Here is a 26,043-nt window from a genome sequence, read left to right as displayed (position 1 = left end):
GCCGGGATGCCGACCAGCGCCGAGCTGACGGCGGCGACCGCGACGCCGACGGCCACGCCGACCACGAAGTTGCCGGTCGCCGCGACCGCATGGACCGAGACCGCGGCACCGATGCCCGCGTAGGCGAACTGGCCGAGCGAGAGCTGCCCGGAGACGCCGGTCAGCAGGCCGACGCTCAGGCCCACCAGTGCGAAGCCGGCGACGCCGGTGAGCACCGACGCGGTGCCGTTGTCGACCACGTAGGCGACGCCGATCGCGGCGGCGACCAGGACCGCCGTCATGATCCGCGGGAACCAGCGGACCGCCCACAGCCGCCGGTACTCCGGCGGCAGCGGCTCCATCACGATCCGCGTCCAGCCCACCCGCTCGCGGGCCGCCCGGCCCAGCACCGGCTGGCGCAGCAGCGCGACCACGATGATGATCCCCAGCGCCAGCGGCACTGCGTTGCGGGTGTCGGGGTTCGAGAGCAGTACCTGCTCGAGCACGCCGACGCCCAGCGAGGCGACGACCGCGACCGGGATCGACGTCATCCGGGCGATCACGGCGCCGGCGAGGCCCTTGAGCAGCAGGTCCGGCCCGAGCGTGTCCATCGACTGGCCGGCGGTGGTCGGCGTGACCAGCACCGCCGAGAGCGCCGCGACGCCACCGGCGATCGCCCAGGCCAGCGTCGCCATCCGGCGGGCCGGGATGCCGTTGAGCAGCGCGCCGTCGTTGTCGTCGGCCGCGGCCCGGATCGCGATCCCCACCCGGTGGTGGCGCAGGAACCAGGAGAGCCCCACCAGCACCAGCGGGCCGAGGATCGCCATCGCCACGTAGGGCGTGCTGATCTCGGTGCCCCCGACGCGGAACTCGGGCAGCCCCGGCGGACGCGGGAAGGTGAAGCCGCTGACGCCGTCGGCGTTGATGATCAGCGCGAAGATGAGGATGAACTGCGACAGCCCGAGCGTCGCGATCATCCCGATCATCGTCGGGCGGCCGGCCAGGCGTCGTACGACGACCAGCTCGATGGCCGCGGAGAGGCCGGCGGCCACGAGCAGGGCGGCCACGAACGAGGGCCAGTACGGCATCCCCCAGTCGGCGGCCAGCAGGCCGAGCACCGACGCGCCGAACGCGCCGATCGAGCCGTGCGCGAAGTTCACGAAGCGGCTGGAGCGGTAGACGAGCACCAGGCCGACGGCGAGCAGGCCGTAGGTGAGGCCGGCGAAGAGGCCCAGCAGCAGCCGGTCGACGCCGACGTCGAAGCCGGCCACCGCGACCTGGGCGGTGAGGTGCGGGGAGATCAGCGCGGCGCTCATACGGCCTCCGCCTCCGACACGTGCCCGCCGAGCATCAGGGTGCGCACCCGGTCCGGGTCCGCGGCCAGCACGGCCGCCGACTCCTCGGCGATGATCTCGCCCTTCTCCATGACGTAGGCGCGGTGCACCAGCGAGAGTGCGACGTTGACCGACTGCTCCACCAGCAGCACCGAGGTGCCACGCTCGTTGAGGCGGCGGACCAGCTCCATCAGCCCGCCGACGACGACCGGGGCGAGACCGAGCGAGAACTCGTCGATCACCAGCAGCCGCGGGTCGTTGACGATCGCCTTGGCCAGGGCGAGCATCTGCCGCTCGCCGCCGGACAGCGTCGCCGCGGGCTGGTTCCGCCGCGCGTTGAGGCGCGGGAAGATCATCAGCGCCGCCTCCACGGCCTCCCGGACCCACGTGCGGTCCTTGGCGGCGTACCCGTGCATGGTGAGGTTCTCGACCACGGTCAGCGACCCGAACGACGCCTGCCCGACGACCTGGCTCAGTCCGGCCTCGACGCGCTTGCGCGGGGACCAGGCGGTGGCGTCGGCGGTGCCCAGGTGCACGGCGCCGGCGTCGGGACGGAGCAGCCCGCCGATCACCCGCAGGGTGGTGCTCTTGCCGACGCCGTTCGGGCCGAGCAGGGCGACCATCTCGCCCTCCTCGACGCACAGGTCGACGCCGAAGAGGACCTGGACGGGCCCGTAGGAGGCGCACACCCCGCTGACGCTCAGCGCTGCGGCCGACGGCTGGCTCATCGGCTCACTCCTCCACGAAGGGCACGTCGTCGCCCTCGTAGACGAAGCAGGAGCAGGCGTCGTCGAAGCGCATCACCCGGTAGGCACCGGCCGCCGCGTAGTGGCCGCCGCCGAGGGCGTTCCCGAAGCCGGAGGCGGTCTGGTACTCGTCGCCGTGCTCGTTGACGGCGTCGCTCCAGGTGGCCGCGTTGAGCTCGCCGTCGACGTTGTCGGCTCCGAGCTTGAGCAGCCGCGCCGCGTCGCAGTAGGGCAGCGCCACCCGGGCCGCCTCCCGGCTGCCGAACTCGATGCCCGCGCCGGCGTAGATGTCGATGCACTCCTGCTCAACGCCGGCGGTCGGGAAGGGGTACTGGTCGTCGAAGACGTCCTGCGGCGGGTGGAAACCGACGCCGACCATGCCGGTCATCGTGTCGGCGGGGACGGTGTCCGGGTTGTTCACGAAGAACGACGGGTTGTCGAAGCTGGAGATCGCGTAGGTCGCGTCGAAGCCCTTCGACCCGGCGATGGTGGCGAAGATCGACGCCAGGCGGGAGCCGCCCAGGAACATCACGCGGTCGATCCCCTTGGTCGCGAACGTGATCGCGGCCTGCTCCTCGCCGGTGTAGATCGTGCCGATGTCGGTCGGGTCGACCCACCCGACCTCGGCGGTCATACCCAGGGCGTCGAGCTGCGGGATCGCCTTGCCCTCGATCGTGGCGCGGTTGCTGGGCGTGTCCGCGGCGACGATCGCCACCTGGTCGCGGCCCTCGAAGAAGCCGGCGCCGTCGAGCGCCTGGACGAACGAGGCGACGAACGAGTTGTACTCCGGGAAGCTCGGCGCCCACAGGTACGGCGCGAGCTCCTCGAACAGCTCGGCGTTGTTGGCGACCAGCGTCTCGTCGAGCATGAGCGTCTCGCGGCCGGCGTAGCAGGGACGGGCGTTGGACTGGAACTGGCCGGTCAGCACGACGGCGAAGGCCCGCTCGTCCTGGGTGACCTCGTTGCACAGCTGCTCCTCGGCCGCCGGCGAGTCGGTCGAGGCGTCGTAGAGCTTGAAGACGGCGTCGAGCTCGCGGCCGCCGAGGCCGCCGTTGGCGTTGACCCAGTCCTCCAGCGCCTGCACCTGCTGCTCCGGGTCGCCCACGGAGGCGTTCTTGAAGCCCGTCGTCTTCTTCACCGCGTCGAGGTCGACCCCGACGAAGACGACCTTGACGGCCTCCTCGGAGACGCCGGGGCCCGTGGCGGCCGGGTCCACGGCGGTGCCGCCGCCGGGCATCAGGGCACCGCAGCCGGCGAGGGCCAGCGCGAGCGCGGCGAGGACGGCGCCGGAGCGCACCACCAGGGACCGGTCAACGGTCCCGCGAAGCTTCGGCACGTCGGGCGCCTCCTCTCGTCGCCGACAAACTATATACGATATCTACTTCGGGAGAAGCGCTCTCGAGCGCCATTTCAGCCGCCCTCCGGTCCACGCTCGGGCAGGCGTGCGAGCCAGCGCTCGACCGCCTCCACGTCGACCACGGCGCCGGGGTCCTCGGCGGGTGCGCCGACCGTCGCCGCGACGGCGCCGGGGCCGGCCACCGCGGCCGCGGCAAGGCCGCCCGGCACCGCCTGCAACGCCCACCAGCGCTCGAGGGTCTCCAGGTCGACGACCGCGTCGTCCGCCCTGGCCGCCCCGCCAGCGGCCCCCGCTGGCACCGTTGCGGCGGTGGCCGGCACCAGCGCCGCGGCGAGCAGCGGGCTCGGCCGGTGGCCGAGCCGGCGGTTCACGGCCCAGACGAGCAGCACGGCGCCCGCGAGGTTGAGGCCGATCAGGCCCCAGGGGTAGGTCTGCCAGGTCAGGCTGAACGCGCCGGTCTCCCCCTCCCCCAGGCGGCCCTCGATCCGGTACGTGCCGAGCGCGCCGACGCCGAGGGCGATCGGCACCTCGATCTGCTGCGTCTGGCCCGGCTCGATCGACCCGAGGCCGGCCGACGCGTAGATCGGCTCCACGTCCTCGCTGCGCCCGACCGAGATCTCGAGCCCGGGCGCCGTCACCACGGTCGTGCCGATGTTCTCCACGGTGAGCCGCAGGATCCGGCGCGGCGCCGCGCCGAAGAGGTCGGGCAGCGTGGTCGTGCCGACCAGCTCCGCGTCCGTGACGGCGACCTCGCCGCCGGTCGGCACCGGGGCCGGGGTCGCGGCCTCCGGCGCCGGCACCTCCTCCACGGCCATCGGCTCGGGCTCGGGGATGTCGGCCGGCGGCGTGACGGCGCTGGACACCGGCGGGGCAGCCACCGCGGGCGGAAGCGTCGCCGGGGTCACCGGCGTCTCGGCCGTCGGCGTCGGATCCGCGACGGGCGCCTCGACCTCGGCCTCGGAGAGCTCGGCCTCCACGACGAGCGGTCCGCCCGGGCGGCGCTGCAGCGCGCGCAGGCCCGTCGCCCGCGTCGGCCGGGTGGTGCGGAGCCGGAGGACGCCGCGCTCGCCGGCCACGGCCAGCACCGGGCGCCCGACCGGGTCGCCGGCGTCGTCGAGCCCACGGACGCGGACCGTGCGGCCCGGGTCCCAGTCGGCACCGGCCAGGCGGACCGGCCGCGGCGCACCGTCGCGCTCCTCGACCTCGACCGTCGGCTCGCCGAGGAACCGCAGTCGGACCTCGGCGGGCTCGGCGGGCTCGGCCGGGTCGGCCGGGTCGGCGGCCGGCGTGACCCGGACGGCGATGCGGCCACCGCCGCCGGTGCTGGCGCCGTCGCCGATCACGTCCGCCAGCGCATCGGCGGCCGGCACGGTCACCTCGGCACTCCAGGCGCCCTCCCCGTCGGCGACGATCTCCGCGGCCGCCACGCAGGCGGCGTCCCCGGAGACCGGGCACAGCTCGACGTCGGCGGTGGCGCCGGCGTCCAGGCCCGACCCGACGAGCGTGAGCGTGTCGCCCGCACGCGCCGCGCCGGTCCCCCGCTGGCGGGAGACGGCGGCGACCTCGACGGCACTCGACGCCACCGCGTCGAACCCCGCGACGACCGCGGTCGGCGCGGGGGCGGTCGCGGGATTGGCGCCACCCGGCACCCCCTCGACCTGGCCGTTGCACGCGATGCGCAGGCCGAGGTCGGGCACGTCGACGTACAGGGCCCGGAGGGTCAGCAGGGACGGCCCGTCCGCGACGATCGGGAAGCCGCCCGTGATCTCGACCGCGCCGACCGACACGGCCTCGTCCGCGACGGCGGCGGGGATCTCGACGACCGCCGCGAACGGGTCCAGGACGGTGTCGCCGTACGCGAGCACCGCCGTCACGGTCGCGCTGGCGGCCGCGGTCGGCGCGGGCTCCACCACCGGCCCCTCTGGCAGCTCGAGGAGGAAGGTCCGATCGCGCCCGACGGCGCTGCCGCCGGACGTGCTCAGGCTCAGCGCCGGAGCACCGGCGGACCACGGCTCCAGGCCGTCGCTCAGGTCGGTGATCGCGGTCGGGTCGGCGGGCTCGCTGACCGGCGCGGCGAGGTCGGGCACGTAGCGCCAGCAGCCGCCGCCGGGGTCGACCGACACCGCCGGGGCGACGACCGCGATCGACGGGGGTGCCACCAACCCGGGGACCGCGGCGGAGACGAGCAGCACCGACGCACCGAGGCGAGCGCGCGCCTTCACCATCCGACCACCCTTCGCGCCGCGATCCGCGACACTGCTCCGACGGGCTTGGTCCCCGCGGGTCCGCTCTCGGCGAGCGGCCCAGGAATCAAGTTCCTAGATGATATATCTACTGCATGTCCGGCGGGCCGCTTCTCTCTTTCCGCGGGTTCCTACGTGGTGTGGCCGAGCTGATGCTCACCGCCGGCGTGGTCCTCGCGCTCCTCGTCTTCTACCTGTTGGTGTGGACGAACGTGCAGACCAGCGCGGCCCAGCAGGACCTGCTCGAGGAGTTCCGCACCGAGAAGGCCCGCAGCGCCGGCAAGGCGCCCGAGGTGAGCATCGGCGAGGGGCTGGCCGTCCTCTACGCCCCGCGCCTGGGCGCGGACTGGCGCTGGGTCGTGCTGGAGGGCACGGACATGGGCACCATCGACGACGGCCCCGGTCACTTCGCCGAGACGGCGCTGCCCGGCGAGATCGGCAACTTCGCCGTGGCCGGACACCGCGCCACCCACGGCGAGCCGTTCGCCGACCTGGACCGCCTGGTCGAGGGCGACGAGATCTACGTCGAGACCACCGACGGCTGGTTCACCTACCAGGTCACCTGGAGCCGGATCGTCGCGCCGACCGCCGTCGAGGTGATCGCCCCGGTCGCCGGCCACCCCGGCAAGAAGCCCACCGAGCACACGCTCACCCTGGTCACCTGCAACCCGCGCTGGGCCTCGACCGAGCGGCTCGTGGTCGGCGCCCAGCTCGTCCAGACCCGCGCACCCGGCGCCGGCCCGCCCGAGGGTCTGGACCCCGCGGCCCGAGAGGAGTCCTGATGTACGCCTTCCTCTGGCGCATCCTGCCCGGACCGGTGCCCGCGAAGCTCGTCCAGGCGCTGGCGCTCGCGGCCCTGGCGTTCTGGCTGCTGATGTACGTCGTCTTCCCCTGGGTCGAGCCGCACCTGCCGCTGGACCAGGTCGTCGTCGGCTGACACCCATCCCGCGAGTTGGGGGAAAACGACCTCCGAGTCCCGGCTTGGCGACCATTCGTGGTCGCCAAGCCGGGACTCGGAGGTCGTTTTCCCCCAACTCGCGGTCAGTGGTCGCGGAGCAGACTCCCGTAGCCGTGGATCTTGTCCTCGATGCCGTTCTCGCGCAGCGCCATCCACCACGTGGCGGCGTTGATGGCGATCACCGGCTTGCCGAGCCAGCGCTCGGCCTCGTCCGCCAGCTCGGTCATGCACAGGTTGGTGCCGCACTGGACGATCGCGTCGACGTCCGGGCCGTCGACCTCGAGGATCGCCTCGCGCAGCTGGTCCTCGCTGACGTGGGCGATGGCGACCGCGCTCTCGCAGCTGAACCCCTTGATCCTGCCGACCTCGAAGCCGAGCTCGGTGAAGAACTTGCGGACGTTCTCGTCGCCGATCGGGGTGTAGGGCGTGACGATGCCGATCTTCTTCGCCCCGAAGAGGTTGAGCGCCCGCTCGCAGGCCTCCGCGCCGGTGGCCACGCCGAGCCCGCCGGAGAGGTTCTTGATCTGCTGGACGAACTGGCGGTTGCCCTCGACGCCGTCCCAGAACGTCTCGGCGCTCATCCCCATCACCATGTAGTCGGGCTCCATGGTCATGACGCCCTCGACGCAGTCGTCCATCGCGGCCCGGATCTGGACCAGGAGGTTCTGCATCCCCTCGTCGTCGGCGATCCGGCCGTCGCGGATCAGGATCCGGCCGTAGTGCGAGGTGACGCCCGGGACGCGCATCATGTCGAACTCGGGCTGGACGATGGTGTTGGTGCTCGGGGCGATCACGCCGAACTTGGCGCGGTAGCCGAGGCGGTCGGTCACGACGGAACTCCTACCTGGGTGGGTGCGGGCTCGGTCGCGCTCGTCCCGACCCTCCGACGGAGGCCGAACGCGCCGAGCAGGAAGCAGAGCTGGACCAGCGTGTTGGTCGCCTGCTCCGCCCACTGGAGCTCCAGGGACTGGTGCGGGCGCGCGGCCAGCGGCGGCAGCACGAGGGTGCCGACGATGTAGACGACGAAGAGCGCGGCGCCGACGCGGTGCCGCTCGCGGAGCGCGATCTGGATCCCCAGTACGCCGACGGCGACCGCTCCGATCGCGGCCACCACGAGCAGCGGGCCGGTGTCCCACACGGCCAGGGCCGCGATCGACCCGAGCACGGGGAGCACGAGGAACGGCCACCAGGCGACCTGGCGCCCGCGCCGCACCCCGAGGAGCGCGCAGGCGATGCCGGCGAAGCCGAAGGCCAGGCACGGGAAGAGCATGTGCTCCAGGAACGGGTAGTCGCGGCACGGCTCGGCGGCGACCAGCAGCTTCCAGACCGCCTTGGCGAGCCCGCCGAGCGTGACCAGCGCGCCGGCGAGCAGCGCCGGGACCCGGACGGGCGGCAGCGCCCTGCCCGCGGCCAGGCCGAGCACGACCGATCCGGCGCCGGCCAGCACGACGGGGACGAAGTCCTCGACGGCGAGCAGCAGGTTGTACTCGGTGCAGGGGTCGACGGCCATCAGCGCGCTCCGGCCGCGGCGGGCGTGGGGGTGTCGGCGAAGATGTCGCGCTTGCGGAAGGCGGCGGTCATGAACCGGCCCATCGCCTTGGGCTTGGTCAGCCAGGCCACCCGGGCGCCGTGCTTGGTGGCGGCCAGGACGCCGTCGGCCAGCCACGGCGTCACGGTCTCCACCCGGTCGCCCAGGATGTTGAAGATCTTCTTGACCTTCTCGAACTCGTCGGGGCGGCCGTCGTAGTCGCCGACCAGCAGGTCGGTGGCGACGATCCCGGGCGAGAGGAAGCCGACCTTGACCGGGGTGCCCTTGGTCTCGCGGACCAGCGCCTCGGTGAGGTGGCTGACGGCCCGCTTGGAGGCACCGTAGGGCTCCATGCCCGGCTGGTGCTCGCCGCGGGAGCCGAAGCCCTCCATGTTCCAGATCCAGCCGCCACCCGGCTGCCCGGCCATCGCGGCCTGGGCCACCGCGCTGCCGTTGTAGGCGCCGAGCACGTTGGTGCGCAGCACGTCCGCGACGGTCGCCTCGGGCACCTCGGCGAACGGGCCGCGGGCCGCGGAGATGCCGGCGTTGTTGATCCACACGTCGACCCGGCCGAAGGTGGCCACCGCGTGGTCCCAGAGCGCCTGGACCGCCGCACGGTCGGTCACGTCGGTGGCGAGCCCGGTGACGTCGCCGTCGAGCTCGGCCAGGGCCTTGGTGACCGCCGCGTCGGAGCGGCCGCAGATCACGACCTTGCACCCCCGGGCCAGCAGGGCGTGGGCCAGGCCGAGCCCGATCCCGCGGGTGCCGCCGGTGACGACGACGACCCGCCCGGCGCCCGCCGCCGGGGTGCTCACGCGCTCTCCCAGGTGAGGGCGCCGTGCACGAAGTGGGTGGTGGTGTCGCCGCTCATCAGCTGCCACACGATCGCCAGGTCCCGGGTGCCGGCGTCGATCAGGAACTCGCGGCCGCGGATCTTCTCCACGCCGGTCGCGTCCGCGCCGACCAGGTGCTGGGTGGTGAACAGCGCCCGGCCGTAGGACTGGGCGTTGCCGAAGACCTCGGGGCCCTCGTACTGGGTGCGCGCGCCGTCGCGGTAGCGCTGGAAGCCGTAGCTGCGGTCCAGCGCGCCGCTCCAGGTGACCTGCTGGCGGGCGCGGCGCAGGTCGAGCGGCTGGTGCTCGATGGTCACCTCGACCTCGCCGCCCTCGGACTGGTCGACCGGGTTGACGAAGAGGGTGCCGCGCCAGGCGCCGGCCTCCTTGGTGGGCAGCACCTGCGGGCGGGCGCCGCGGCTGGTCTCCAGCGCGATCCAGTCCTCGACGAACCGCTGGGTCGCGGGGTTGGTGGCGTGGTCGAACGTGCGCTGGTAGACGCCGTTGAAGACCGCACAGACGGCCCAGCCGTCGTACAGCACCGAGGAGTAGACCTGGGTGTTGCCGTCGGGCAGCACCTGGTTCCAGGTGCGCAGGTCCGCCTGCCAGCCCGGCGAGTAGTAGTTGGCGTCGACGAAGAGGCCGTAGGGCTGCCCGGTGCCGTAGAAGTCGGGTCCGCAGTAGACCCGGTTCTGGTCGGAGTCGACGATCCCGAAGTCGAAGTGCGCGCCGAGCTCGAGCCGGTTGCGCAGGGGCCCGCCGCCCTCGAGGGTGGTGTTCATCCAGTAGCGCGCGACGCCGTCCTCGACGACGCTGGCGCGGTCCACGCGCTCGAAGCCGACGTGGTTGCCCTCGGCGTCGAAGAGGCCGGGGCGGCCGTGCCACTCCCCCGCGATCTTCTTCTGCCACTCGCTCGTCCCGACCTCGTCGGTCGTCGGCTCGGCGGTGGGGTCCTGGGTCGCGGTCATGCTTTCACCTCGTTGCTGAGCAGCTGCGCGCGGATGCCCTCGGTGACCTCGGGGCCGAGCAGCTGTCCGATCTGGGCCCAGACCTTGTCCACGTCGGGGCTGAAGAGAATCGCGCGGTTGCGCTCGTCGCGCGCCGCGAGGTCGGTGTCGGCGAGGTCGTCCAGCACCTCGGCCGGCACCTCGCCCCCGACCAGCGAGAACCAGTGGGCCAGGTACGCCGTCACGGCGTCCTCGATCCCGGCGAACGCGTCCTCGGTGGCCCGGGCCACGCACATCCACGGCGACATCACGGAGGCCTGCCGGGGGCCGATCGCGGCCTTGGAGAGCCCCTCGCGCTGCTGGACCTCCTCGAAGGTCCCGGTCAGCGGGGTGTGCGCCCAGTCCAGGTAGGTGAGGTGCGTGCCGAGGTCGGCGCGCTGGACCAGGTCGAGGTGGAACGCGAAGTAGCCGTGCGCGCTCACCGAGTCGAGCGTGAAGTGCGGGATCGGCGTCGCGTCGTCGGCGAAGGCGAAGACCATGTGGCTGTCGAGCCCGATCTGCGGCACCGTGATCCCGACGTACACGGCCTTCGCGACCGGGCTGGCCTCGTCGCCGGTGAAGACGCGGACCGACCCGACCGGGTCGGGCCCCATCACCGAGACCAGGGTGCGGTACGGACCACCGTCGTCGCCGGTGACCTCGGTGAGGCCGGCGCCCTCGACGATGGCGTCGAGCGTGCGGTTGCACAGTCCTCCGGGCAGGCTCATGCGGTGACCTCCTCGTCGGCCGCGGACGAAGCCGCGGTGCCGTTCTTGCCGGCCTTCTTCTCCTCCGCGGCGGGCGCGGGGTCCTCCTTGACCAGGCGGCGCTGCTTCTTCGCGCCGGTGGGCAGCTCGCCACGGCTGGCCAGGATCTCCCGGCTGCGCGCCTCCTTGAAGTTCCAGGCGCTGGCCAGCTCGGGGACCTCCTTGCGGGTCGGCGACGGGATCACCCGCGCCTCGACCCGGGCCGGGCCCTCGCCGACGATCGTGTTGTCCGCGACGCTCCAGCCGGCCTCGATGAGCTCCTGGCGACGGCGCCGGTACTTCACGGCGTTGTAGTCGCTCTTCACGTGCAGCTCGGCCGAGAGGTCGAACGGCAGCAGCTCGGGGCGCACGCCGTCGACGATCGCCCGGTCCTCGTGCAGCACCTTGAAGACGCGGCGGCGGGCGTCGGCGTCGGCCCAGGCGCCCTTGAAGAAGGAGCGCAGGGCGACGAACTTGACCAGGGTGGTCTCCTCGTCGATCGGGATGTTGACGTCGAAGATCTTCATCGCGCCCATCGGCGTGCCGACGTCGAGCAGGATCATGTTCGGCATCCACCAGGTGGTCGAGACCGGCACCGGCGGACGGTGGGCAAGGTCCGCCTTGTCGCCGCGGGTCAGCAGGCTCCACAGGCCCTTGGACCGCGGCGGGTTGAGCACGATCGACACCTTGCAGTGCCAGTCGGACTCCTCGATCTCGAAGTCGGGGACCTCGGGCTTCTCCGGGTTGCCGAAGACGCCGCCGTGCACGAACGGCGTGTGGGCGACGTCGACGCCGTTCTCCAGGATCCGCTCGTAGTTCGACTTCCACAGGAACTCGCCGGTCACCGCGCGGTAGTTCTCGGTGTCCTCGATCTCGGACCAGTCCGGGATCGGCGGCCGCTCCTCCTCCGGCAGGTCGCCCATGTAGACCCAGATGAAGGTGTACTTCTCCTGCACCGGGTAGGAGTCGACCCGCGCCTTGCGCGGGATGCCCTTGTCCGGGTGCGCCGGGATCTTCTGCACCACGCCGTCGGGGGTGTACTCCCAGCCGTGGTACGGGCAGACGATGCAGTCGCCCTTGACCTTGCCGGCCGACAGCTCCGCACCGCGGTGGACGCACAGGTCGGACATCGCGACCACCGAGTTGTCGCTGCCCTTGCGGTACAGCACCAGCTGCTGGCCGAGGATCTTGATCTTCTTCGGCTTGCCGGCCTCGAGGTCCTTGCTGAACTCGACTGCGTACCAGAAGTTCTTGAACATGGGGTCTCCTAGCGTCGTCGCGCGTCGGCGATCTCGGGTCGGGTGGCGGGGTCGGTGAGGGCCGTCAGCGCGGCGTCGGCGGCGACGTCGTCGTCGAGGCGCGCGGCGAAGAAGGTGACGAGGAGCTCGGTGAGCACCTCGCGCAGGTGGTCCTGGTCGGCCTGCGCCGGCTCCTCGAGGAAGCCGCGCGCGGAGGTCGGGTCCTCGGGCGTGGCGGGCAGCATATGACCGGCGCCGGCGAGCCGGACCAGCCAGGCCCCGTGACCGCCGGGCAGCGCCTCGGCCCAGGTCCGCTCGACGGGGTCGTGGCCGGGCGCGCCGGCCTCCTCGCCGTACCGGATCGCGCTGGCCGCGACCACCCCGTCCGCGGTGCCGGCGACGAGCATCGCCGGGGCGACCACGGGCGCCGCGAGGAGGGTGCCGGGCGGGAAGCCGAGCTGCTGCGAGGCCATGGTGTGCGCGCCGTAGACGGCGACGGCCCGCACCTCGGGGAACCACTCCGGGCGCGCCGACTGCAGCGCCACGGTGCCGCCGGCGGAGTGGCCGAACAGGCCGACCCGGGCCAGGTCGAGCGCGCCGGCCAGCGGGCCGCCGCGGTTCGCGTCGGCCAGGGCGTCGAGCAGCGGGCGCAGCACCGGCGTGGTCGGCCGGGTGCCGTAGGTGTCGGGGCCGACGGCGGCCACGTCGACGCCGGGGGTCAGCCCGTGCTGGCCCGGGAAGAGCTCCCCGACCCAGTCGAAGGTGACGGCGACGAGCCCGCGCCGCGCGAGGGCGACGGCGAGGTCCAGGTAGCCCGCGGAGGAGACGTTGATGCCCGGCATCAGCACCACCACCGGGTACGGCGCGGCCGCGGTGTCCGGGCGCAGCATCCCGCTCATGCGCTCCACGTCGGTCTCCGCCGGGAGCGCCGGGTAGCGCACCGTGACGTGCGCGGTGTCGTACGGCGCGGCCGCACCGGGCACGCGCACCGCGGTCCGGTGGGACCGGACCAGCGGCGGCGCGCCGACGAGGGTGGAGGAGGACATCAGGCCGGCGCGTCCCCGAGCAGGTGGGGGCGCGGCAGCACGCGGTCGCCGCCCCACAGGGCGCGGACCAGCTGCTGGGTCATCTCCTCGCCGAAGAACCGGTCACCCATCTCGTTGGCGGGGTCGCGCTCGGCGATGTTGCGCCGGCTCAGCTCGTCCTCGGCGGCGAGCGCGGCCCGCTCCTCGGCGGGGACCCGCTCGGCCCCGTCGACCCAGCCCAGCCAACGGTCCAGGTGGCGCTCGGCGAGCCCGCTGACCAGGTCGGTGGTGCGGCTGTCGCCGGGCGCCATGAAGCAGTAGGCGGTCGGCGAGAGGCTCGCGCGCACGAACGCGCTGCGGCTGACGAACGGCTGGATGAAGTCGTTCTCCGCCTGGATCCGCTCCCACTCGTCGTTCAGCGGGCCGTAGTAGCGGTCGTAGGAGTCGGTGTCGACGACCAGGTTGGAGCGCGGCACGGAGTCCAGGAACATCCAGCCCTGCGGGAACGCGCCGAGCGCCATGCCGAAGTGGGGCACGCGCACGTGCGGGCCGAGCCAGATCGTCAGGTGCACGTTGACGAAGCCCATCGCCGCGCTCTCCATGTGCGAGTGGATCATCCAGTCGACCTCGGGCCCGGTGTAGGCGCGCACGCTGCCGGACGGGCCGGCCTCCGAGGTGAACGACTCCAGCGAGTCGGTCGACGGGTCGCGCTGGAGGTCGAAGTGGTCCTTGACGCGGGTGGCCAGGCGGTCGACGAGGGCCTTCCAGTCCGCGAACAGCGACGTGACGTCGGTCGGCCCCGCCTCGTCGAAGTACTCCTGCACCGACTTCAGGTTCTGGCTCATCCGGCACTTCCTCCTGGCTCACTCCAACGACAAAATATATTCTATCGAATCGCCCGGGTTTGGCGAGCGATTCGCACGGGGTTTTTTCAGCCGGCCGGGTACGCCGCCGCGGCCAGCCCCGCCCCGCCGGCGCGGAAGGCCCCCGGGGCGTGCACCACGCAGTCCTGCACGTACTCGGCCAGGCCCTCGTCGCCGTACTCCCGACCCCAGCCCGAGCGCTTGGTCCCCCCGAACGGCGCGCGCAGCGCCATCCCGGTCCGGTTGTGCGTGTTGACGAAGGTGAACCCCGCCTCCAGTCGCGACGCGACCGCGAACGCCCGGTCCTCGTCGGCCGACCAGACGGAGGCGCCCAGCCCGAGCTCGCCCGCGTTGGCGCGGCCCACCGCCTCGTCGAGCGAGTCGTAGCCCAGCACCGGCAGCACCGGCCCGAACTGCTCCGCGGCGACCACCGGGGCGTCGTCCCCGACGCCGGTGAGCAGCACCGGCGGCACGAAGTGCCCGCCCCCGAGGTCGGTCCCGGGGTCGGTGGAGCCCAGCGGGACGCGCCGCGCCCCCGACGCCACCGCGCCGGCGACCAGTCCCCCGAGGCGGCGGGCGGAGGCCGCGGTCACCACCGGCCCCATGGTCACCCCCGGTGCGAGCGGGTCACCGACCCGCAGCACCCGGTCGGCCGCGGAGGTCAGGCCCTCGAGCACCTCGCCCAGCCGGTCGGTCGGCACGTAGAGCCGCTTCACCGCCATGCAGACCTGGCCGCTGGTCGCGAACGCCGCCATCAGCAGCCGCTCGTAGGCGGCGTCGTCCAGGCCGGCGTCCTCCAGCAGCACCGCCGGGTCGTTGCCGCCCAGCTCGAGCACGCTCGGGGTCAGCGAGCGGCCGGCCAGCCCGGCGATCGCCCGCCCGGCGCCCTCGCCGCCGGTGAAGGCGACGCGACGTACGGCGGGGTGGCCGACCAGCGCGGTCGCGGTCGGCGCGTCGCCGTGGACCGTGCGCAGCAGCCGGCCGTCGGGCAGCGCCCCGGCGATCGTGGCCAGCATCCGCTCGACCCCGAACGGCGCCAGCGGCGAGGGCTTGACCACCACCGCGTTGCCGGCGACCAGCGCCGGCGCCACCTTCAGCGCGGCCAGGATCAGCGGGGCGTTCCACGGCGTCACGGCGCCGACCACGCCGTACGGGCGGCGGGTCACCACCAGCCGGCCGCGCTCGTCGTCCTCGACGCGGTCGGCCAGCAGCGACGGTCCGCGGTCGGCGTACCAGCGCAGGACGGTGGCGGCGAAGCCCGCCTCGCCGCGCGCGTCGGCCAGCGGCTTGCCGGTCTCCCGGGCCACCAGCCGGGCCAGGTCGTCCAGCGTCGGGTCCAGCGCGTCGGCCGCGGCCCGCAGCGCGTGCGCGCGCTCCTCGGGCGAGGCGGCCGCCCACGCGCGCTGCGCCGCGTCGGCGTCGCGGACCACGGCGTCGACCGCGGCGGCGTCGAGGTGCGCGACCTCGCCGACGACCTCGTCCGTGCGGGCGGGGTTGTGCCGGACGCTGCTCGCGCGTCCGTCGGTCGTGGCGGAGCCGGTCACGCCCCGGCCCCGTCGAGGGCGGGCTCGCGCCCCGGTCGCAGCGAGTCGATCATCGAGGTCCGCAGCAGGTGGCGCCGGTGCGCCTCGGGGTCCGCGGCGAGCGCCCGCAGCTCGGCGTGGTGCGCGGCGCGCGCCGCCTCGTCGGTCTCGCGCAGCTGCTTCCAGTTGTCGTGGGTGATCGTGCGGACGTAGGAGCGCGCGACGTCGCGGCGGGCGGCGAGCACGGCGTCGAGCGCCGCGAGCGACTCCTCCCCCTCCGCGGCCAGCACCTCCGCCAGCGCGCCAGCCGAGAGCACCGCGTCGTGGATGCCGCTGTTCATGCCCATCCCGCCGAGCGGGTTGTTCACGTGCGCCGCGTCGCCGACCAGGATCACCCGGCCGCCGCGGAACCGGTCCGCGACCCGCTGGTGCACCCGGTAGAGCGAGGCGTGCAGCAGGTCCCAGTCGCGCCCGAGGTCCGCGACGCCGGCCAGGCGCCGCTGGACGCGGGCCGGGTCGACCTCGGCCTCGTCCGGGCTGTCCGGGTCGGTCGGGAAGAGGATCCGCCAGTGCTCCGGCGTGCGGAGCAGCACGAGCCACTCGGTCGGGTCGAAGACGTAGTTGACCGCCGCGATCCCGGGCAGGGCCGCGGTCAGGTCCTCGGTGGTGGAGACCACCAGGAAGCGCTCGGGGTAGGTCATCCCCTCGAACTCGGCGCCGATCTGCTTGCGCACCACCGAGCTGGCGCCGTCCGCGCCGACCACCCAGTCGGCGTGGAAGGTCTCCCCCGTCGCGGTGGTCACGGTCGCGCCGAGCTCGGGCCGGTCGGGGTCCTGCGCGACGGCCACGACGGGCCGGCCGAACTCGATCCGGAAGCCGTCGTGCTCCCGCAGCGCGGCCAGCAGGATCGGGGTCAGCTTGCTCTGCTCGCACTGCACCCGGAACGGGTGCGGCGTGTCGCCGGCCAGGTTGCCCAGGTCGAGCTCGGCGATCGGGCCGGTGACCCGGTCCCGGTACTGGAACGTGGTCGAGGTGATCCCCCGCCCGATCAGCTCGTCGAGCACGCCGAGCTCCTCGAGCATCTCCAGGCTCGGCGGGTGGAACGTCGAGGCCCGCGACTCCGCCGCGAGGCCGTCGCCGGCCTCCAGCACCGTCACCCGTACGCCGGCGCGGGCCAGCACGAGCGCCGCGGTCAGCCCGACCGGGCCGGCCCCCACCACCACGACCGAGCCGACCGCCGAGCCGTTCGCTGCTGTCGTCATCGCTGCACCTCATCCATCGTCGTCGGGTTCGTCGGGGTCGTTGTGGTCGTCTGGGGCACGCCGCCCCGGGCGGCGTGGGCGCGCTCCTCGGCGAGCAGCGCGGGCAGGCCGACCAGGTCGGTCAGGTCGCCCCAGTCCATCCGCTCCGCGCGGCCCGCGTGCCCGTCCTCGAGCACGCCGCTGATCGCGTGGCGCGCGGCGGAGGCCGCGGCGAGCAGCGCCGAGACCGGGTGGATCACCAGCCGGACCCCGGCCGCGGCCAGGGCCGCGTCGTCGGGACCGGCCTCGACCGGTCCGCCGGCCTCGGAGCGGTTGTAGACCTGCGGCAGCAGCCGCCGGTCCGCGGCGAGCGCGGCCGCGACCGCGTGCAGGTCCGCGAGCCCGGCGCCCTCCACGAAGACGGCGTCCGCGCCGGCCTCGGCGAACGCCCGACAGCGGGCGACCACCGCGTCCCGGCCGAGCACCGACAGCGCGTCGGTGCGGGCCACGACCACCAGCCCGGTGCCGGCCTCCACGGCGGCCCGGACCCGGGCCGCGGCCTCGTCGAGGTCGACCACCTCCTTGCCGCCGAGGTGGCCGCACCGCTTCGGCGCGACCTGGTCCTCCAGGTGCAGCCCGGCGATGCCGGCGGCGGCGTACTCCCGCGTCGTGCGGGCGGCCTGGAGCGCGTTGCCGTAGCCGGTGTCCGCGTCCGCCAGCACCGGTACGCCGGCCAGCGGCCCGCGCAGCGCGGCGGCTCGCCGCGCGATGTCGGTGCCGTGCACGAAGCCGAGGTCGGGCAGGCCCAGGTCGACCGCGGAGACCGTCGCCCCGGAGAGGCAGACGGCCGGCGCCCCGAGCTCGGCGGCGATCGCGGCCGAGACCGCGTCGTAGACGCCCGGCAGCCGGGCCGGCGTGGTGCCGCGCAGCAGCGCCCGGAGGCGCTGCGGGCCGGTGCGGGTCGGGTCGGGCGCGGTGGCGTCGAGGCTCATCGCCCGTGCAGCGAGAAGCCGCCCTCGACCCCCACCACCCGGGCGCCGGTGAAGATCCGGATCGTCTCGACGGTGCCCTCCTCGCCCATGCCGGACAGTCCCCAGGCCGGCCGCGGGGTCATCAGGTGCAGGCTCATGATGGTCGAGCCGTTGACCTTGACCTCGCCGGCGCGGACCCGGCGGGCGACGGCCAGCGCGGCGTCGGTGTCGGTGCCGACGACGTAGCCCTCCAGGCCGAACGGGGTGCCGTTGGCCAGCTCCAGGCCCTCCTCGACGTCGTCGTAGACGTGGACCGTGGCGACCGGACCGAAGACCTCCTCGACGCAGGCCACGGCGGGCACGCCGGTGAGCAGCGTCGGCGCCAGGAAGTTGCCGGGACCGTCCGGGAGCGGCGTGCTGGCGTGCGGGGTGCCGCCCGCGGCGCGGCGCTCCTCGATGTCGGAGCGGAGCCGGGCCAGGTGGCCGGAGTGCACGATCGGGCCGAGGTCGGTGCCCGGGTCGAGCGGGTCGCCGGCGACCAGCCCGGACAGCCGCTCGGCGATCCCGGCCAGCACGTCCTCGGCGAGCGACCGGGGCAGGACCAGCCGGCCGAGCGCGCGGCACCACTGGCCGTTGAGCGTGGTCAGCAGGTCGGCGGCGTGCCGCGCGGCGGCCGCCGGGTCGGCGTCGGACAGCACCAGGAGCGGGTTGTTGCCGCCGAGCTCGAGCTGGAGCGCGGTGAAGTTGGTGGCGCAGGCCGCCGCGATCTCGCGGCCGCCGCGCAGGCCGCCGGTGAAGGAGACGGCGCGGACGCGGGGGTCGGTGACGAGCGCGCCGCCGACGGCCGGGCCGCCGTGCAGCAGCTGGAACGTGCCGGGCGCGACGCCCTCGGCGGTGAGCACCTCGTCGACGACCCGGGCCAGGGCGGTGGTGCCCCACGGCGCGTACTCGCTCGGCTTGAGCAGGGTGGGCGCGCCGGCGGCCAGCGAGCTGGCGATCTTGTGGGCGGCCATCGGCGCCGGGGCGTTCCACGGGACCAGGCAGAGCGCGGGTCCCAGCGGCAGCCGGTGCACCTCGACCGGGTTGCCGTGCTCGCCGGTGACGGTGCTGGAGAGCACGCCGTCGCGCAGCATCTGCGCGGCCAGGTGGAAGGCGCCGGGCACGATCACGCCGACGATGCCGGTCTGGGTGATGGGGACGCCGGTGGCGAACGACTCGAGCGCCGCCAGGCGGGGCAGCTCGGTGGCGAGGCGGGCACCCACGGCGTCCAGGACCTCGGCGCGCCGCTCGGGCGTCGTACCGCTCCAGGAGCCGGTGCGGTGCACGTGGTCGGCGGCGGCGAGCGCGGCCTCGACCGCCTCGGCGCCGCTGGCGACGCCCGCGCCGACCGGGGTGCCGAGGTACGGGTCCTCGAGCACCAGGTCCAGGGTCTCGGCGGGCGTGGACCAGGCGCCGTCGACCAGCTCCTCCAGCGCCGGCAGCGTCAGGCCCGCGCGGGCCGCGGCGACGCCGGGGCTGGTCGCGGCCTCGGTCATCGCGTGCCGCCCATCGAGTCGCGGGTGGTCAGGCCCGCCCAGCCCTCCTGCTCGACGATGGTCTTGGCCAGGTCGAGCCGGCCGCGCTCGGCGGGGAACGCCTGGACCAGGCCCATCGCGGTGTCGCGCACGGCGCGGCCGATCTCGTTCTCCATCAGGGCGCCCGAGGTGCCACACATCTTGAGCGCGCTGGTCGCGACCGTGAAGGAGTGCTCGCAGATCGCGCCCTTCGCCAGCCGCCAGCTCGCCACGACGTCCTCCTTCGGCAGGATCGGCGGTTCGCTGGCCTCCAGCTCGATCTGGCGGCGCAGCCACAGGTGGGCCTCGCCGAGCGCTGCCTCCCCATCACCGATCAGGACCTGGTGCATCGGGCTGGACGCGATCGGCTTGCCCGTGTCGGCGAACTTAGCGCCCATCGTCCGCGTCAGGGCGTATTCCCAGACACCTCGTGCCACGCCGGCGTAGATCGCGGCGATCGCGACCTGGTTGCCGACCCAGGAGCCGCGCGACATCTTGGTGGCGTTGGTGAACCCACCGGGGACCGCGAGGGCCTCGCCCTCGGGGACGAAGCAGTTCTCCAGCACCAGGCCGAAGTTGTCGGAGGCCCGCATCCCCAGCCCGCGCCAGGCCGCCCGCGGCCGGGCGCCCTCGCTGTCGCGGGCGACCAGGAAGAGGCCGAGGCCGTCGATGCCGGCGACGTCGTCGCGGGCGGCGGTCACCAGGTAGTAGTCGGCCGTCCCGGAGAGGCAGCCGAACGACTTCTCCCCGTTGAGCACCCAGCCACCGTCGACCTTGGTCGCGGTGGTGGAGATGAGCACGTTGGCGTTGCTCGCCTTGACCGCCTCGCTGGCGAAGTTGCCCATCAGGTTCTGACCGGTGCCCATCCGGGTCAGCACCTTCTCCGCGAAGGCCCGGATCTCGGGCACGTCGGCCTCGTCGTACAGGCCGGCGTCGATCGCGGCCAGCGGCAGCAGGCCGCGGGAGGAGGCCGAGCAGTGGAAGAAGAAGGAGAGCGCGGTCGAGCCGCAGACGGTGCCGAGCGCGTAGGTGGTGGCGGCCAGGTCGCGCAGCCCGCCGCCCAGGCCGCCGTACTCCTCGGGGACCACGAGGCCCAGGAGGCCGGCGTCGGCGAAGAGCTTGGCGTGGCCCTCCGGGAACTTGGCGGTCGCGTCGGCCTCCTCGGCGGCGGCCGCGACGGCCGGCAGGATCGACTCCACCCGCGCGAGGCGGGACCGCTCGGCGTCGCTGAGGTCCGGGAGCAGGTACTCGGCGGTCAGCTTGTCGGTCATCCTGCGGCTCCTAGGATCTCGGCGGCGTCGGGCGACGCCGCGGCGGGAGGAACGGGGCGCTCGGCGCTCACGCCGGTCGCGGGGACGTGGCGGGGCACGTTGCGCACCTGCCGGGCGAGGAGCTCGACCGCGTCGGCGTCCACGGGGACGCCGACCTCGAGCTCGTCGAGGAGCCGGATCAGGTCCTCGGTCGCGACCGCGGTGTCCAACCCGGCGAGGGTGGCGTCGAAGTGCCGCACGCCGCTCTTGAGCGCGGTGATCGCCTTGACCAGGCCGAGGCGGTCCCGGTCGTGCAGCCCGACGCGCACCTGCCCGGGACGGGCCAGCGCGACCACCTCCTGGAGCAGCGAGCGGACCTGGAGCGGCGTGGCGCGCCCGGCGTGGTCGGGCAGGCCGATCTCGCCCACGCCGGCGCGGGCCAGCGCGGTCACGGTGTCGAGCACGGGGTCGAGGCGGTGGTCGGCGAACGGGTCGGCGAGCAGGACGGCGCAGCGCGGCTCGATCCCGTCGACGGCCCGGAGCACCCGGTCCACGGAGCCGGGGTCGCCGGGGTCGAGCGCGACCTCGACGGTGCCGAGGCCCGCGTCGAGCGCCCGGTCGGCCTGGCACCGGTCGCCGACCAGGGCGCTGGAGAGGGGAAGCGGCCCGGTGCGGGGCAGCACCGCGACGTCCCCGCCGCCGGCTGCGGTCAGGTCGGCCACCCGGACCCGGATGCCGGCCTCACCGACGCCGGCCGCGACGACCGCGGCGCGGTCCGCGGCGCCCCGCGCCGCCAGGCCGGCGACGATGCCGCCGTCGGCGAGCGTCGCCGCGTCCGGCAGGACGTCGGCCACCTGTCCCCAGTTGCGGGAGTGGAAGAGCAGCGGCGCCGAGCGCCCGGAGGCGCGGCCGGCGACGACCTCGCCGACGAAGATCGTGTGGTCGCCGCCCGGGTAGGCGTGCACCACGCGGCAGTCGAACCAGCCCAGCGCGGAGTCGAGGAGCGGTACGCCGGTCTCCGCGACGGTCCAGGTCTCCCCGGCGAAGCGGTCCTCGACGCCGGGCTCCATGCCCGCGAACCGGCGCCCCACCGCGGCCTGATCCTTGGCCAGCACGTTGATCCCGAAGACGCCGCTGCCGGCGACGAGCTCGTGGCTGTAGAGCGTCCGGGTCAGGCAGATCGACACCAGGGGCGGATCCAGGCTGACGCTGGAGAAGGAGCTGGCCGTCATGCCGTGGCGGGTGCCATCGGGCCCGAGCGTCGTCACCACCGTGACCCCGCTGGGCCACTGGGCCATGACGTCCCGGAACGTCGTCGGATCGATCATCAGCACCTCCTCTCGAGGAAAGAATATACGATATCTACTCCGGTCGGGAGGGGGATCGCGGCGACGAGTCGTCGAAATCACGGGCCGGGAATATATGATCGGCCTGTTACACGGTGCGCCCGGAGCGTCGGCACGACCTTCGCGACGCGGGCGCGACGTGCGGACCGAGCGCCTGGCCGGCCCGCCGAACGCGACCAGAGGGGACACCATGAGCCGACGAAGCGCAGGGGCCGGCGTACGACCCATCGCCCACCACTCACTGGTGGACCGGGTCACCGACGAGCTGCACCGCGCGATCCTCAACGGCGACCTGCCGCCGGGGTCCACCGTCTCGATCGTCGACCTGTGCGAGCGGTTCGACATCAGCCACATCCCCGTGCGCGAGGCGCTGCGACGGCTCGAGAGCGAGGGCGTGATCGAGCTGCGCCCGGGCCGCTCGGCCCTGGTCGCCACCGTGACCACCGACGAGCTGCGCAACATCTACCACCTGCGCAAGCTGATCGAGGCCGACCTGTGCCGCCGTGCCGGCGCCACGATCACCGACGAGCGCCTCGCCGACGCCGAGGAGGCGCTCGCGGAGTACGTCGGCATCGAGCGCGAGCCCGCGGCGCTGGCCGCCAAGCACCACGCCTTCCACGAGGCGATGCTGCTCGACGAGATCGGCCCGGCCGACGCCACCGTGCTGCGCGTGCTGTGGAAGGCCTCCGACCGCTACCTGCACCTGCTGATGGACGACCTCGACCACGCCCCCGAGACGCAGCAGGGCCGCATCGACGAGCACCGCCGCCTGCTGGACCTGGCCCGCGCCGGCAAGGTCGAGGAGCTGACCGAGGCCTGGGTGGCCCACCTGCAGAGCACCGAGGACGCGCTGCTGGCGGCGCTGGCCGTCCGCGAGGCCGAGGAGCGCTCGGCCGCCGGCGCCTGACCGGCGCCGGTCGGTCGCTCGGTCGGTCGCGCGGTCGGTCGGTCGGTCGGTCAGCCGGTCAGCCGGTCAGCCGGTCGACCAGACTCCCAGCTCGTTCCCGCTCGGGTCGGCGAAGTGGAAGCGGCGACCGCCCGGGAACCCGTAGGGCGGCGCGGTGACGCGGCCGCCGGCGGCGAGGACCGCGTCGACGGTGCCGTCGAGGTCGTCGGAGTAGAGCAGCACGAGCGGACCGCCGCCCGGGGACCGGGACGCGGAGCCCGCCAGGCCACCGACCTCCCGCGCACCGTCGGGCGAGAGGATCCCGGCGTAGCCCGGGCCGTAGTCGTTGAACGCCCAGCCGAACGCCGCCGAGTAGAAGGCCTTGGCCTCCGCCACGTCGGCGACGCTGAGCTCGACGTAGTCGAGGGCGTGATGGGTGTGGGTCATGGGCACCAGCCTCGGTGCGACCACCGACACCCGCCTCAGAGCCGCAGCACGGCCGCCGCCAGCAGGTAGGCCCGAGAGACCGCCTCCGGGTCGTGCGCCCCGGGCTCGACCCGCTCGCCGGGACCGTCCGGGGTGGCCCGCGCCCGGATCGCCGCACCGGGATCCGTCGCCACCAGGTCCTCGCACAGCCCGGCCACCACCACGTCGGCGTCGTGGGCGTCCAGCCCGTCGAGGACGAGCCCGTTGTGGATCAGCGTGGCGGCCTCGACGAAGACCTCGAGGGCGAGGTCCGGGTCCACCTCCGCCCGCTCGCGAGCGACGGCCTCGGCGGTGCGCAGGAACCGGTCGTACGGCGGCGCGGCGATCGCGGGGTCCATCGGCCCAGCGTGACCCACGCGGATCGGCTCGATCAACCGATCAACCGGGCTCGCGTCGGGGTCGTGTGCCCCAGGCATCGGCCTGCCGGGGCCTCGGGCACACGACCGCCCCACGGCGGCGGGCGTCAGTCGCGGACGAGCTCCGCGGTGCGCTGGGACACCAGCGCCGACGCCAGGTGCCACGGCCGGCCGTCGACGACGTCGGTGCCGCGGCTGACGAACCGGTTGACGGCGCACGCCGGGCGCAGCGTCGCGACGGTCACGCCCGACTCCGCCGGCACCGGGTCGGGACGGCTGATCACGCCCTGGAACGGCCCGGCCCAGTCGCCCCACAGGGTGAAGTCGGCCGACAGCGGGATCAGCCCACCGGCGCCGTGCTCGGGGTGCGGGCGCGAGGCGACGGCCAGGTTGAGGCGGTTCTCCGCGGCCCGCTCCAGCAGCATCAGGTCCAGGTCGTGGCGCTCGGCGACCGAGAAGGGCACGGCGACGACGTCGGCGTCGGCCAGCGCGGCGAGGCGGAAGGTCTCCGGGAAGAGCGCGTCGTCGCCCACGACGACGGCCAGCCGTCCCCACGGGGTCGGCAGCACGTCGATCCGCTGGCCGGGCGCGGCGCCGTCCGCGTGCAGCTGGGGCTGCGCGTGCTCGACGCCGTGGCCCGACAGCACCAGCCCGACGTGCACGCCGTCGTCGTCGACCACGGAGGTGACCGCGCGGGCGGTCGTGCCGGCGAGGAGGGCCACGATCTCGGCCGGCGGCAGCGCGGCGCGCTCGGGGAGCACGACCAGCTGGGCGCCCGCGCCGACCGCCCGCGCGAGCAGGTCGGGCAGCTCGGCGTCGTCGGCGGGGCTGAGCACGGCGGCGCGGACCTCGGCGGCCCCCGGCGGCGCCGTGCGACCCCGCGGCGCCTCGGCGATCGGCCCGTAGAGGTCCGGGCGCCGCGCCGCCATCAGGTGCGTGCCGTCGGGCCGGGTCTTGTCGTCGGCCAGGGTGACGTCGATGTCGGCGACCACGACCGCCTCGCCGGTCCGCGGGCCCATCGCCACCACCGTGCCGTCGGGGGCAACGATCTGGCTCTCCCCCGCGCCGTGCAACGCCTCCACCGGGACGCCGACCCGGCGGGCGACGGCGTCGATGCTGTGGTCCGGGACCAGCGGGCCGACCTTGTTGGCCGCCACCACCCAGACCTTGTTCTCGACCGCGCGCACCGGGACGTGCAGCGAGGCCTCGTCGAGGGCGAAGGAGTTGAGGCTGTTGAGCAGCACCTGGGCGCCCTCCACGGCCAGCATCCGCGGGGTCTCGTAGATGACGCCGTCCATGCAGGAGTAGAGGCCGAGCCGGCCCACGGGCGTGTCGACGGGGGCGATCCGGTCGACGGCCGGGTCGATGTGGTCGCGCTCGGACCCCATCAGCACCTGCTTGTCGCTGACCGCCAGCACCGAGCCGTCGGGGCCGATGAGCACGTTGGTGCCGCCGACCCGGCCGTCCTCGCGCAGCAGCGTGCAGTTGACCATGAGGTAGATGCCGGCCTCCGCGGCGCAGGCCGCCAGGCTGCTCACGAACTCGCCCTCGAGGCGCTGCGCGTGCCGGCGGGCGTGCTCGCGGTCGGCGTACCAGGAGACGTGGTTGCCGAACTCCGGCAGCACGACGACCTCGGCCCCGGCCTCGACGGCCTGCCCCACCATGCGCAGGGCGGTCGCGAGGTTCTCCGCGACGTCCTCCCCGACGGCGTACTGCACTGCTGCGACCCGGAGCACCGCGCACCTCCCATTTCGTATATCTTGTACGATCTCCCTCAGCCTATCCCGCCGACGGCCCCAGCACAGGAGTCTCCCGTGACGGACACGCAGCCCGACCCCGATTCTTTCCCCGCCGGAGCCGCGGCCGCAGCAGGAACGGCGACGCTGCAGGTCCACACGCGCGGCACCGAGCAGCAGGTCGACCTCGACCGGGACCCGCCCTTCGGCTGGTGGCCCGCGATCGCGATCGCCCTCGTGGCGTTCATCGACCGGGTCGAGATCAACCTGATCGCCGGCGCGCTGCCCGCCATCCAGGACCACTTCGGGTTCAGCGACACCGTCGCCGGCGCGATCCCCACCGCGGCCGCCATCGCCGGCGCGGCGCTGCTGCTGCCCGCGGGCCGGCTCGCCGACCGCGCGCCGCGGGTCGCCACCGTCGTGGTCGTGGTCCTGCTGTGGTCGCTCTGCTCGCTGCTGAGCGGCCTGGCGACGACGTTCGCCATGTTCTTCCTGGTCCGGATCGCGATCGGCGCGGCCGGCCAGCTCTACAACCCGCCGGCCTCCAGCCTGATCGCCGACTACTACCCGAGCAGCGCCCGCGGCAAGGCGTTCGGCTTCGAGCGCGCCGGCTACTACATGGGGCTTCCCGCCGGCGTGATCATCGGCGGCGCGGTCGCCGAGGCGCTGGACTGGCGCGCGGTCTTCTTCATCGCGGCGGTGCCCGGCCTGCTCATCGCGGCCCTGATGGCCACCGTGAAGGAGCCCGTGCGCGGGCTCGGCGACCGGATCGACCGGCTGCGCGGCACCGCCGCGACGGACGCCGACGGTGCCGACGCCGAGGCCGTGCTCTCCCACGCCCCCGCCCACGACCTGCGCG

Annotated in this window: 25 protein-coding genes; 4 read left to right on the top strand and 21 right to left on the bottom strand. The window is 74.2% G+C overall.

Features of this window, described 5'->3' with window-relative positions:
• The 4 genes from ABLM29_RS19545 to ABLM29_RS19530 form a co-directional block, all read right to left on the bottom strand.
• Window positions 1-1,295 (bottom strand): ABC transporter permease subunit (locus ABLM29_RS19545; RefSeq protein WP_349716222.1); only part of this gene is annotated, 1,295 nt, incomplete at its 3' end.
• Window positions 1,292-2,041, bottom strand: a complete 750-nt coding sequence (locus ABLM29_RS19540) for an ABC transporter ATP-binding protein (RefSeq protein WP_349716220.1) — start codon at window positions 2,039-2,041, stop codon at window positions 1,292-1,294. The genes ABLM29_RS19545 and ABLM29_RS19540, both read right to left, overlap by 4 nt.
• Before the next feature lie 4 nt (window positions 2,042-2,045).
• Window positions 2,046-3,395: a type 1 periplasmic-binding domain-containing protein gene (locus tag ABLM29_RS19535; protein WP_349716219.1), complete on the bottom strand. Its 1,350-nt coding sequence runs from the start codon at window positions 3,393-3,395 to the stop codon at window positions 2,046-2,048.
• A gap of 74 nt (window positions 3,396-3,469) precedes the next feature.
• On the bottom strand, window positions 3,470-5,641 hold the full coding sequence (locus tag ABLM29_RS19530; protein ID WP_349716218.1) for a hypothetical protein: 2,172 nt from the start codon (window positions 5,639-5,641) through the stop codon (window positions 3,470-3,472).
• Between the two features lie 158 nt (window positions 5,642-5,799).
• On the opposite strand from ABLM29_RS19530, the gene ABLM29_RS19525 reads away from it, so the two are divergent.
• Window positions 5,800-6,441 (top strand): class E sortase, encoded by a 642-nt coding sequence (locus ABLM29_RS19525; RefSeq protein WP_349716217.1) that lies wholly within the window; start codon window positions 5,800-5,802, stop codon window positions 6,439-6,441.
• Window positions 6,441-6,596 (top strand): hypothetical protein, encoded by a 156-nt coding sequence (locus tag ABLM29_RS19520; protein WP_349716216.1) that lies wholly within the window; start codon window positions 6,441-6,443, stop codon window positions 6,594-6,596. Before ABLM29_RS19525 ends, ABLM29_RS19520 begins: the two co-directional genes overlap by 1 nt.
• A gap of 104 nt (window positions 6,597-6,700) precedes the next feature.
• Here ABLM29_RS19520 and ABLM29_RS19515 read toward each other — a convergent pair whose 3' ends face one another.
• The 14 genes from ABLM29_RS19515 to ABLM29_RS19450 all read right to left on the bottom strand — a co-directional run bounded on the left by ABLM29_RS19515 (window position 6,701) and on the right by ABLM29_RS19450 (window position 21,702).
• Entirely contained in the window at window positions 6,701-7,447 is a 747-nt protein-coding gene (locus tag ABLM29_RS19515) for a maleate cis-trans isomerase family protein (RefSeq protein ID WP_349716215.1), read from the bottom strand.
• Complete coding sequence (locus tag ABLM29_RS19510) at window positions 7,444-8,127, bottom strand: hypothetical protein (RefSeq protein ID WP_349716214.1); 684 nt, start codon at window positions 8,125-8,127, stop codon at window positions 7,444-7,446. Before ABLM29_RS19510 ends, ABLM29_RS19515 begins: the two co-directional genes overlap by 4 nt.
• Window positions 8,127-8,960, bottom strand: a complete 834-nt coding sequence (locus ABLM29_RS19505; RefSeq protein ID WP_349716213.1) for an SDR family oxidoreductase — start codon at window positions 8,958-8,960, stop codon at window positions 8,127-8,129. Before ABLM29_RS19505 ends, ABLM29_RS19510 begins: the two co-directional genes overlap by 1 nt.
• Window positions 8,957-9,946 (bottom strand): calponin homology domain-containing protein, encoded by a 990-nt coding sequence (locus tag ABLM29_RS19500; protein WP_349716212.1) that lies wholly within the window; start codon window positions 9,944-9,946, stop codon window positions 8,957-8,959. Before ABLM29_RS19500 ends, ABLM29_RS19505 begins: the two co-directional genes overlap by 4 nt.
• Window positions 9,943-10,692 carry a hypothetical protein gene (locus tag ABLM29_RS19495; protein WP_349716211.1) on the bottom strand — a complete coding sequence of 250 codons (750 nt, stop codon included), beginning with the start codon at window positions 10,690-10,692 and terminating at the stop codon, window positions 9,943-9,945. The genes ABLM29_RS19500 and ABLM29_RS19495 overlap by 4 nt, the downstream gene beginning before the upstream one ends.
• Window positions 10,689-11,969 (bottom strand): aromatic ring-hydroxylating dioxygenase subunit alpha, encoded by a 1,281-nt coding sequence (locus ABLM29_RS19490; RefSeq protein WP_349716210.1) that lies wholly within the window; start codon window positions 11,967-11,969, stop codon window positions 10,689-10,691. The genes ABLM29_RS19495 and ABLM29_RS19490 overlap by 4 nt, the downstream gene beginning before the upstream one ends.
• A gap of 8 nt (window positions 11,970-11,977) precedes the next feature.
• Window positions 11,978-12,994, bottom strand: coding sequence for an alpha/beta hydrolase family protein (locus tag ABLM29_RS19485; RefSeq protein ID WP_349716208.1), 1,017 nt, complete (start codon window positions 12,992-12,994; stop codon window positions 11,978-11,980).
• Entirely contained in the window at window positions 12,994-13,818 is an 825-nt protein-coding gene (locus ABLM29_RS19480; RefSeq protein WP_349716207.1) for a hypothetical protein, read from the bottom strand. The genes ABLM29_RS19485 and ABLM29_RS19480 overlap by 1 nt, the downstream gene beginning before the upstream one ends.
• A gap of 86 nt (window positions 13,819-13,904) precedes the next feature.
• Window positions 13,905-15,380, bottom strand: a complete 1,476-nt coding sequence (locus tag ABLM29_RS19475) for an aldehyde dehydrogenase family protein (protein WP_349716206.1) — start codon at window positions 15,378-15,380, stop codon at window positions 13,905-13,907.
• Window positions 15,377-16,621 (bottom strand): FAD-dependent oxidoreductase, encoded by a 1,245-nt coding sequence (locus ABLM29_RS19470; protein ID WP_349716205.1) that lies wholly within the window; start codon window positions 16,619-16,621, stop codon window positions 15,377-15,379. Before ABLM29_RS19470 ends, ABLM29_RS19475 begins: the two co-directional genes overlap by 4 nt.
• Window positions 16,618-17,592 (bottom strand): isocitrate lyase/PEP mutase family protein, encoded by a 975-nt coding sequence (locus tag ABLM29_RS19465; protein WP_349716204.1) that lies wholly within the window; start codon window positions 17,590-17,592, stop codon window positions 16,618-16,620. Before ABLM29_RS19465 ends, ABLM29_RS19470 begins: the two co-directional genes overlap by 4 nt.
• The gene (locus tag ABLM29_RS19460; RefSeq protein WP_349716203.1) at window positions 17,589-19,106 is read right to left on the bottom strand and encodes an aldehyde dehydrogenase family protein; all 1,518 of its coding nucleotides are present in this window, start codon (window positions 19,104-19,106) and stop codon (window positions 17,589-17,591) included. The genes ABLM29_RS19465 and ABLM29_RS19460 overlap by 4 nt, the downstream gene beginning before the upstream one ends.
• Entirely contained in the window at window positions 19,103-20,395 is a 1,293-nt protein-coding gene (locus ABLM29_RS19455) for an acyl-CoA dehydrogenase family protein (RefSeq protein ID WP_349716202.1), read from the bottom strand. Before ABLM29_RS19455 ends, ABLM29_RS19460 begins: the two co-directional genes overlap by 4 nt.
• Window positions 20,392-21,702, bottom strand: coding sequence for a flavin reductase (locus tag ABLM29_RS19450; RefSeq protein ID WP_349716201.1), 1,311 nt, complete (start codon window positions 21,700-21,702; stop codon window positions 20,392-20,394). The genes ABLM29_RS19455 and ABLM29_RS19450 overlap by 4 nt, the downstream gene beginning before the upstream one ends.
• A gap of 208 nt (window positions 21,703-21,910) precedes the next feature.
• Here ABLM29_RS19450 and ABLM29_RS19445 point away from each other — a divergent pair, with 208 nt between their 5' ends.
• The gene (locus tag ABLM29_RS19445) at window positions 21,911-22,627 is read left to right on the top strand and encodes a GntR family transcriptional regulator (protein WP_349716200.1); all 717 of its coding nucleotides are present in this window, start codon (window positions 21,911-21,913) and stop codon (window positions 22,625-22,627) included.
• A 66-nt stretch (window positions 22,628-22,693) separates the two neighbouring features.
• Here the strand turns inward: ABLM29_RS19445 and ABLM29_RS19440 are convergent, their stop codons facing one another.
• The 3 genes from ABLM29_RS19440 to ABLM29_RS19430 all read right to left on the bottom strand — a co-directional run bounded on the left by ABLM29_RS19440 (window position 22,694) and on the right by ABLM29_RS19430 (window position 25,184).
• Window positions 22,694-23,053 carry a VOC family protein gene (locus ABLM29_RS19440; RefSeq protein WP_349716199.1) on the bottom strand — a complete coding sequence of 120 codons (360 nt, stop codon included), beginning with the start codon at window positions 23,051-23,053 and terminating at the stop codon, window positions 22,694-22,696.
• 35 nt (window positions 23,054-23,088) lie between these two features.
• Complete coding sequence (locus ABLM29_RS19435) at window positions 23,089-23,430, bottom strand: hypothetical protein (RefSeq protein ID WP_349716198.1); 342 nt, start codon at window positions 23,428-23,430, stop codon at window positions 23,089-23,091.
• Window positions 23,431-23,555: 125 nt separating this feature from the next.
• Entirely contained in the window at window positions 23,556-25,184 is a 1,629-nt protein-coding gene (locus ABLM29_RS19430; protein ID WP_349716197.1) for a nitrilase-related carbon-nitrogen hydrolase, read from the bottom strand.
• Between the two features lie 78 nt (window positions 25,185-25,262).
• Between ABLM29_RS19430 and ABLM29_RS19425 the strand changes: the two genes are divergently transcribed.
• Window positions 25,263-26,043: MFS transporter (locus tag ABLM29_RS19425; RefSeq protein WP_349716196.1), on the top strand; the 781-nt coding region annotated here is incomplete at its 3' end.

The sequence above is a fragment of the Nocardioides sp. YIM 152588 genome, assembly GCF_040191335.1.
In the GTDB taxonomy this organism is placed as follows: Bacteria; Actinomycetota; Actinomycetes; order Propionibacteriales; family Nocardioidaceae; genus Nocardioides.
The sequence above is the reverse complement of the archived record's forward strand: the minus strand, read 5'-3'. Positions and strand labels throughout refer to the sequence as shown.

Bases quoted from the DNA above. Each gene is read 5' to 3' on its own strand.
- ABLM29_RS19540 (WP_349716220.1), bottom strand. From the start codon at position 2,041: ATGAGCCAGCCGTCGGCCGCAGCGCTGAGCGTCAGCGGGGTGTGCGCC.
- ABLM29_RS19495 (WP_349716211.1), bottom strand. From the start codon at position 10,692: ATGAGCCTGCCCGGAGGACTGTGCAACCGCACGCTCGACGCCATCGTC.
- ABLM29_RS19450 (WP_349716201.1), bottom strand. From the start codon at position 21,702: ATGATCGATCCGACGACGTTCCGGGACGTCATGGCCCAGTGGCCCAGC.
- ABLM29_RS19500 (WP_349716212.1), bottom strand. From the start codon at position 9,946: ATGACCGCGACCCAGGACCCCACCGCCGAGCCGACGACCGACGAGGTC.
- ABLM29_RS19465 (WP_349716204.1), bottom strand. From the start codon at position 17,592: ATGAGCCTCGACGCCACCGCGCCCGACCCGACCCGCACCGGCCCGCAG.
- ABLM29_RS19530 (WP_349716218.1), bottom strand. From the start codon at position 5,641: ATGGTGAAGGCGCGCGCTCGCCTCGGTGCGTCGGTGCTGCTCGTCTCC.
- ABLM29_RS19435 (WP_349716198.1), bottom strand. From the start codon at position 23,430: ATGGACCCCGCGATCGCCGCGCCGCCGTACGACCGGTTCCTGCGCACC.
- ABLM29_RS19455 (WP_349716202.1), bottom strand. From the start codon at position 20,395: ATGACCGACAAGCTGACCGCCGAGTACCTGCTCCCGGACCTCAGCGAC.
- ABLM29_RS19480 (WP_349716207.1), bottom strand. From the start codon at position 13,818: ATGAGCCAGAACCTGAAGTCGGTGCAGGAGTACTTCGACGAGGCGGGG.
- ABLM29_RS19445 (WP_349716200.1), top strand. From the start codon at position 21,911: ATGAGCCGACGAAGCGCAGGGGCCGGCGTACGACCCATCGCCCACCAC.
- ABLM29_RS19470 (WP_349716205.1), bottom strand. From the start codon at position 16,621: ATGACGACAGCAGCGAACGGCTCGGCGGTCGGCTCGGTCGTGGTGGTG.
- ABLM29_RS19490 (WP_349716210.1), bottom strand. From the start codon at position 11,969: ATGTTCAAGAACTTCTGGTACGCAGTCGAGTTCAGCAAGGACCTCGAG.
- ABLM29_RS19485 (WP_349716208.1), bottom strand. From the start codon at position 12,994: ATGTCCTCCTCCACCCTCGTCGGCGCGCCGCCGCTGGTCCGGTCCCAC.
- ABLM29_RS19520 (WP_349716216.1), top strand. From the start codon at position 6,441: ATGTACGCCTTCCTCTGGCGCATCCTGCCCGGACCGGTGCCCGCGAAG.
- ABLM29_RS19440 (WP_349716199.1), bottom strand. From the start codon at position 23,053: ATGACCCACACCCATCACGCCCTCGACTACGTCGAGCTCAGCGTCGCC.
- ABLM29_RS19510 (WP_349716214.1), bottom strand. From the start codon at position 8,127: ATGGCCGTCGACCCCTGCACCGAGTACAACCTGCTGCTCGCCGTCGAG.
- ABLM29_RS19460 (WP_349716203.1), bottom strand. From the start codon at position 19,106: ATGACCGAGGCCGCGACCAGCCCCGGCGTCGCCGCGGCCCGCGCGGGC.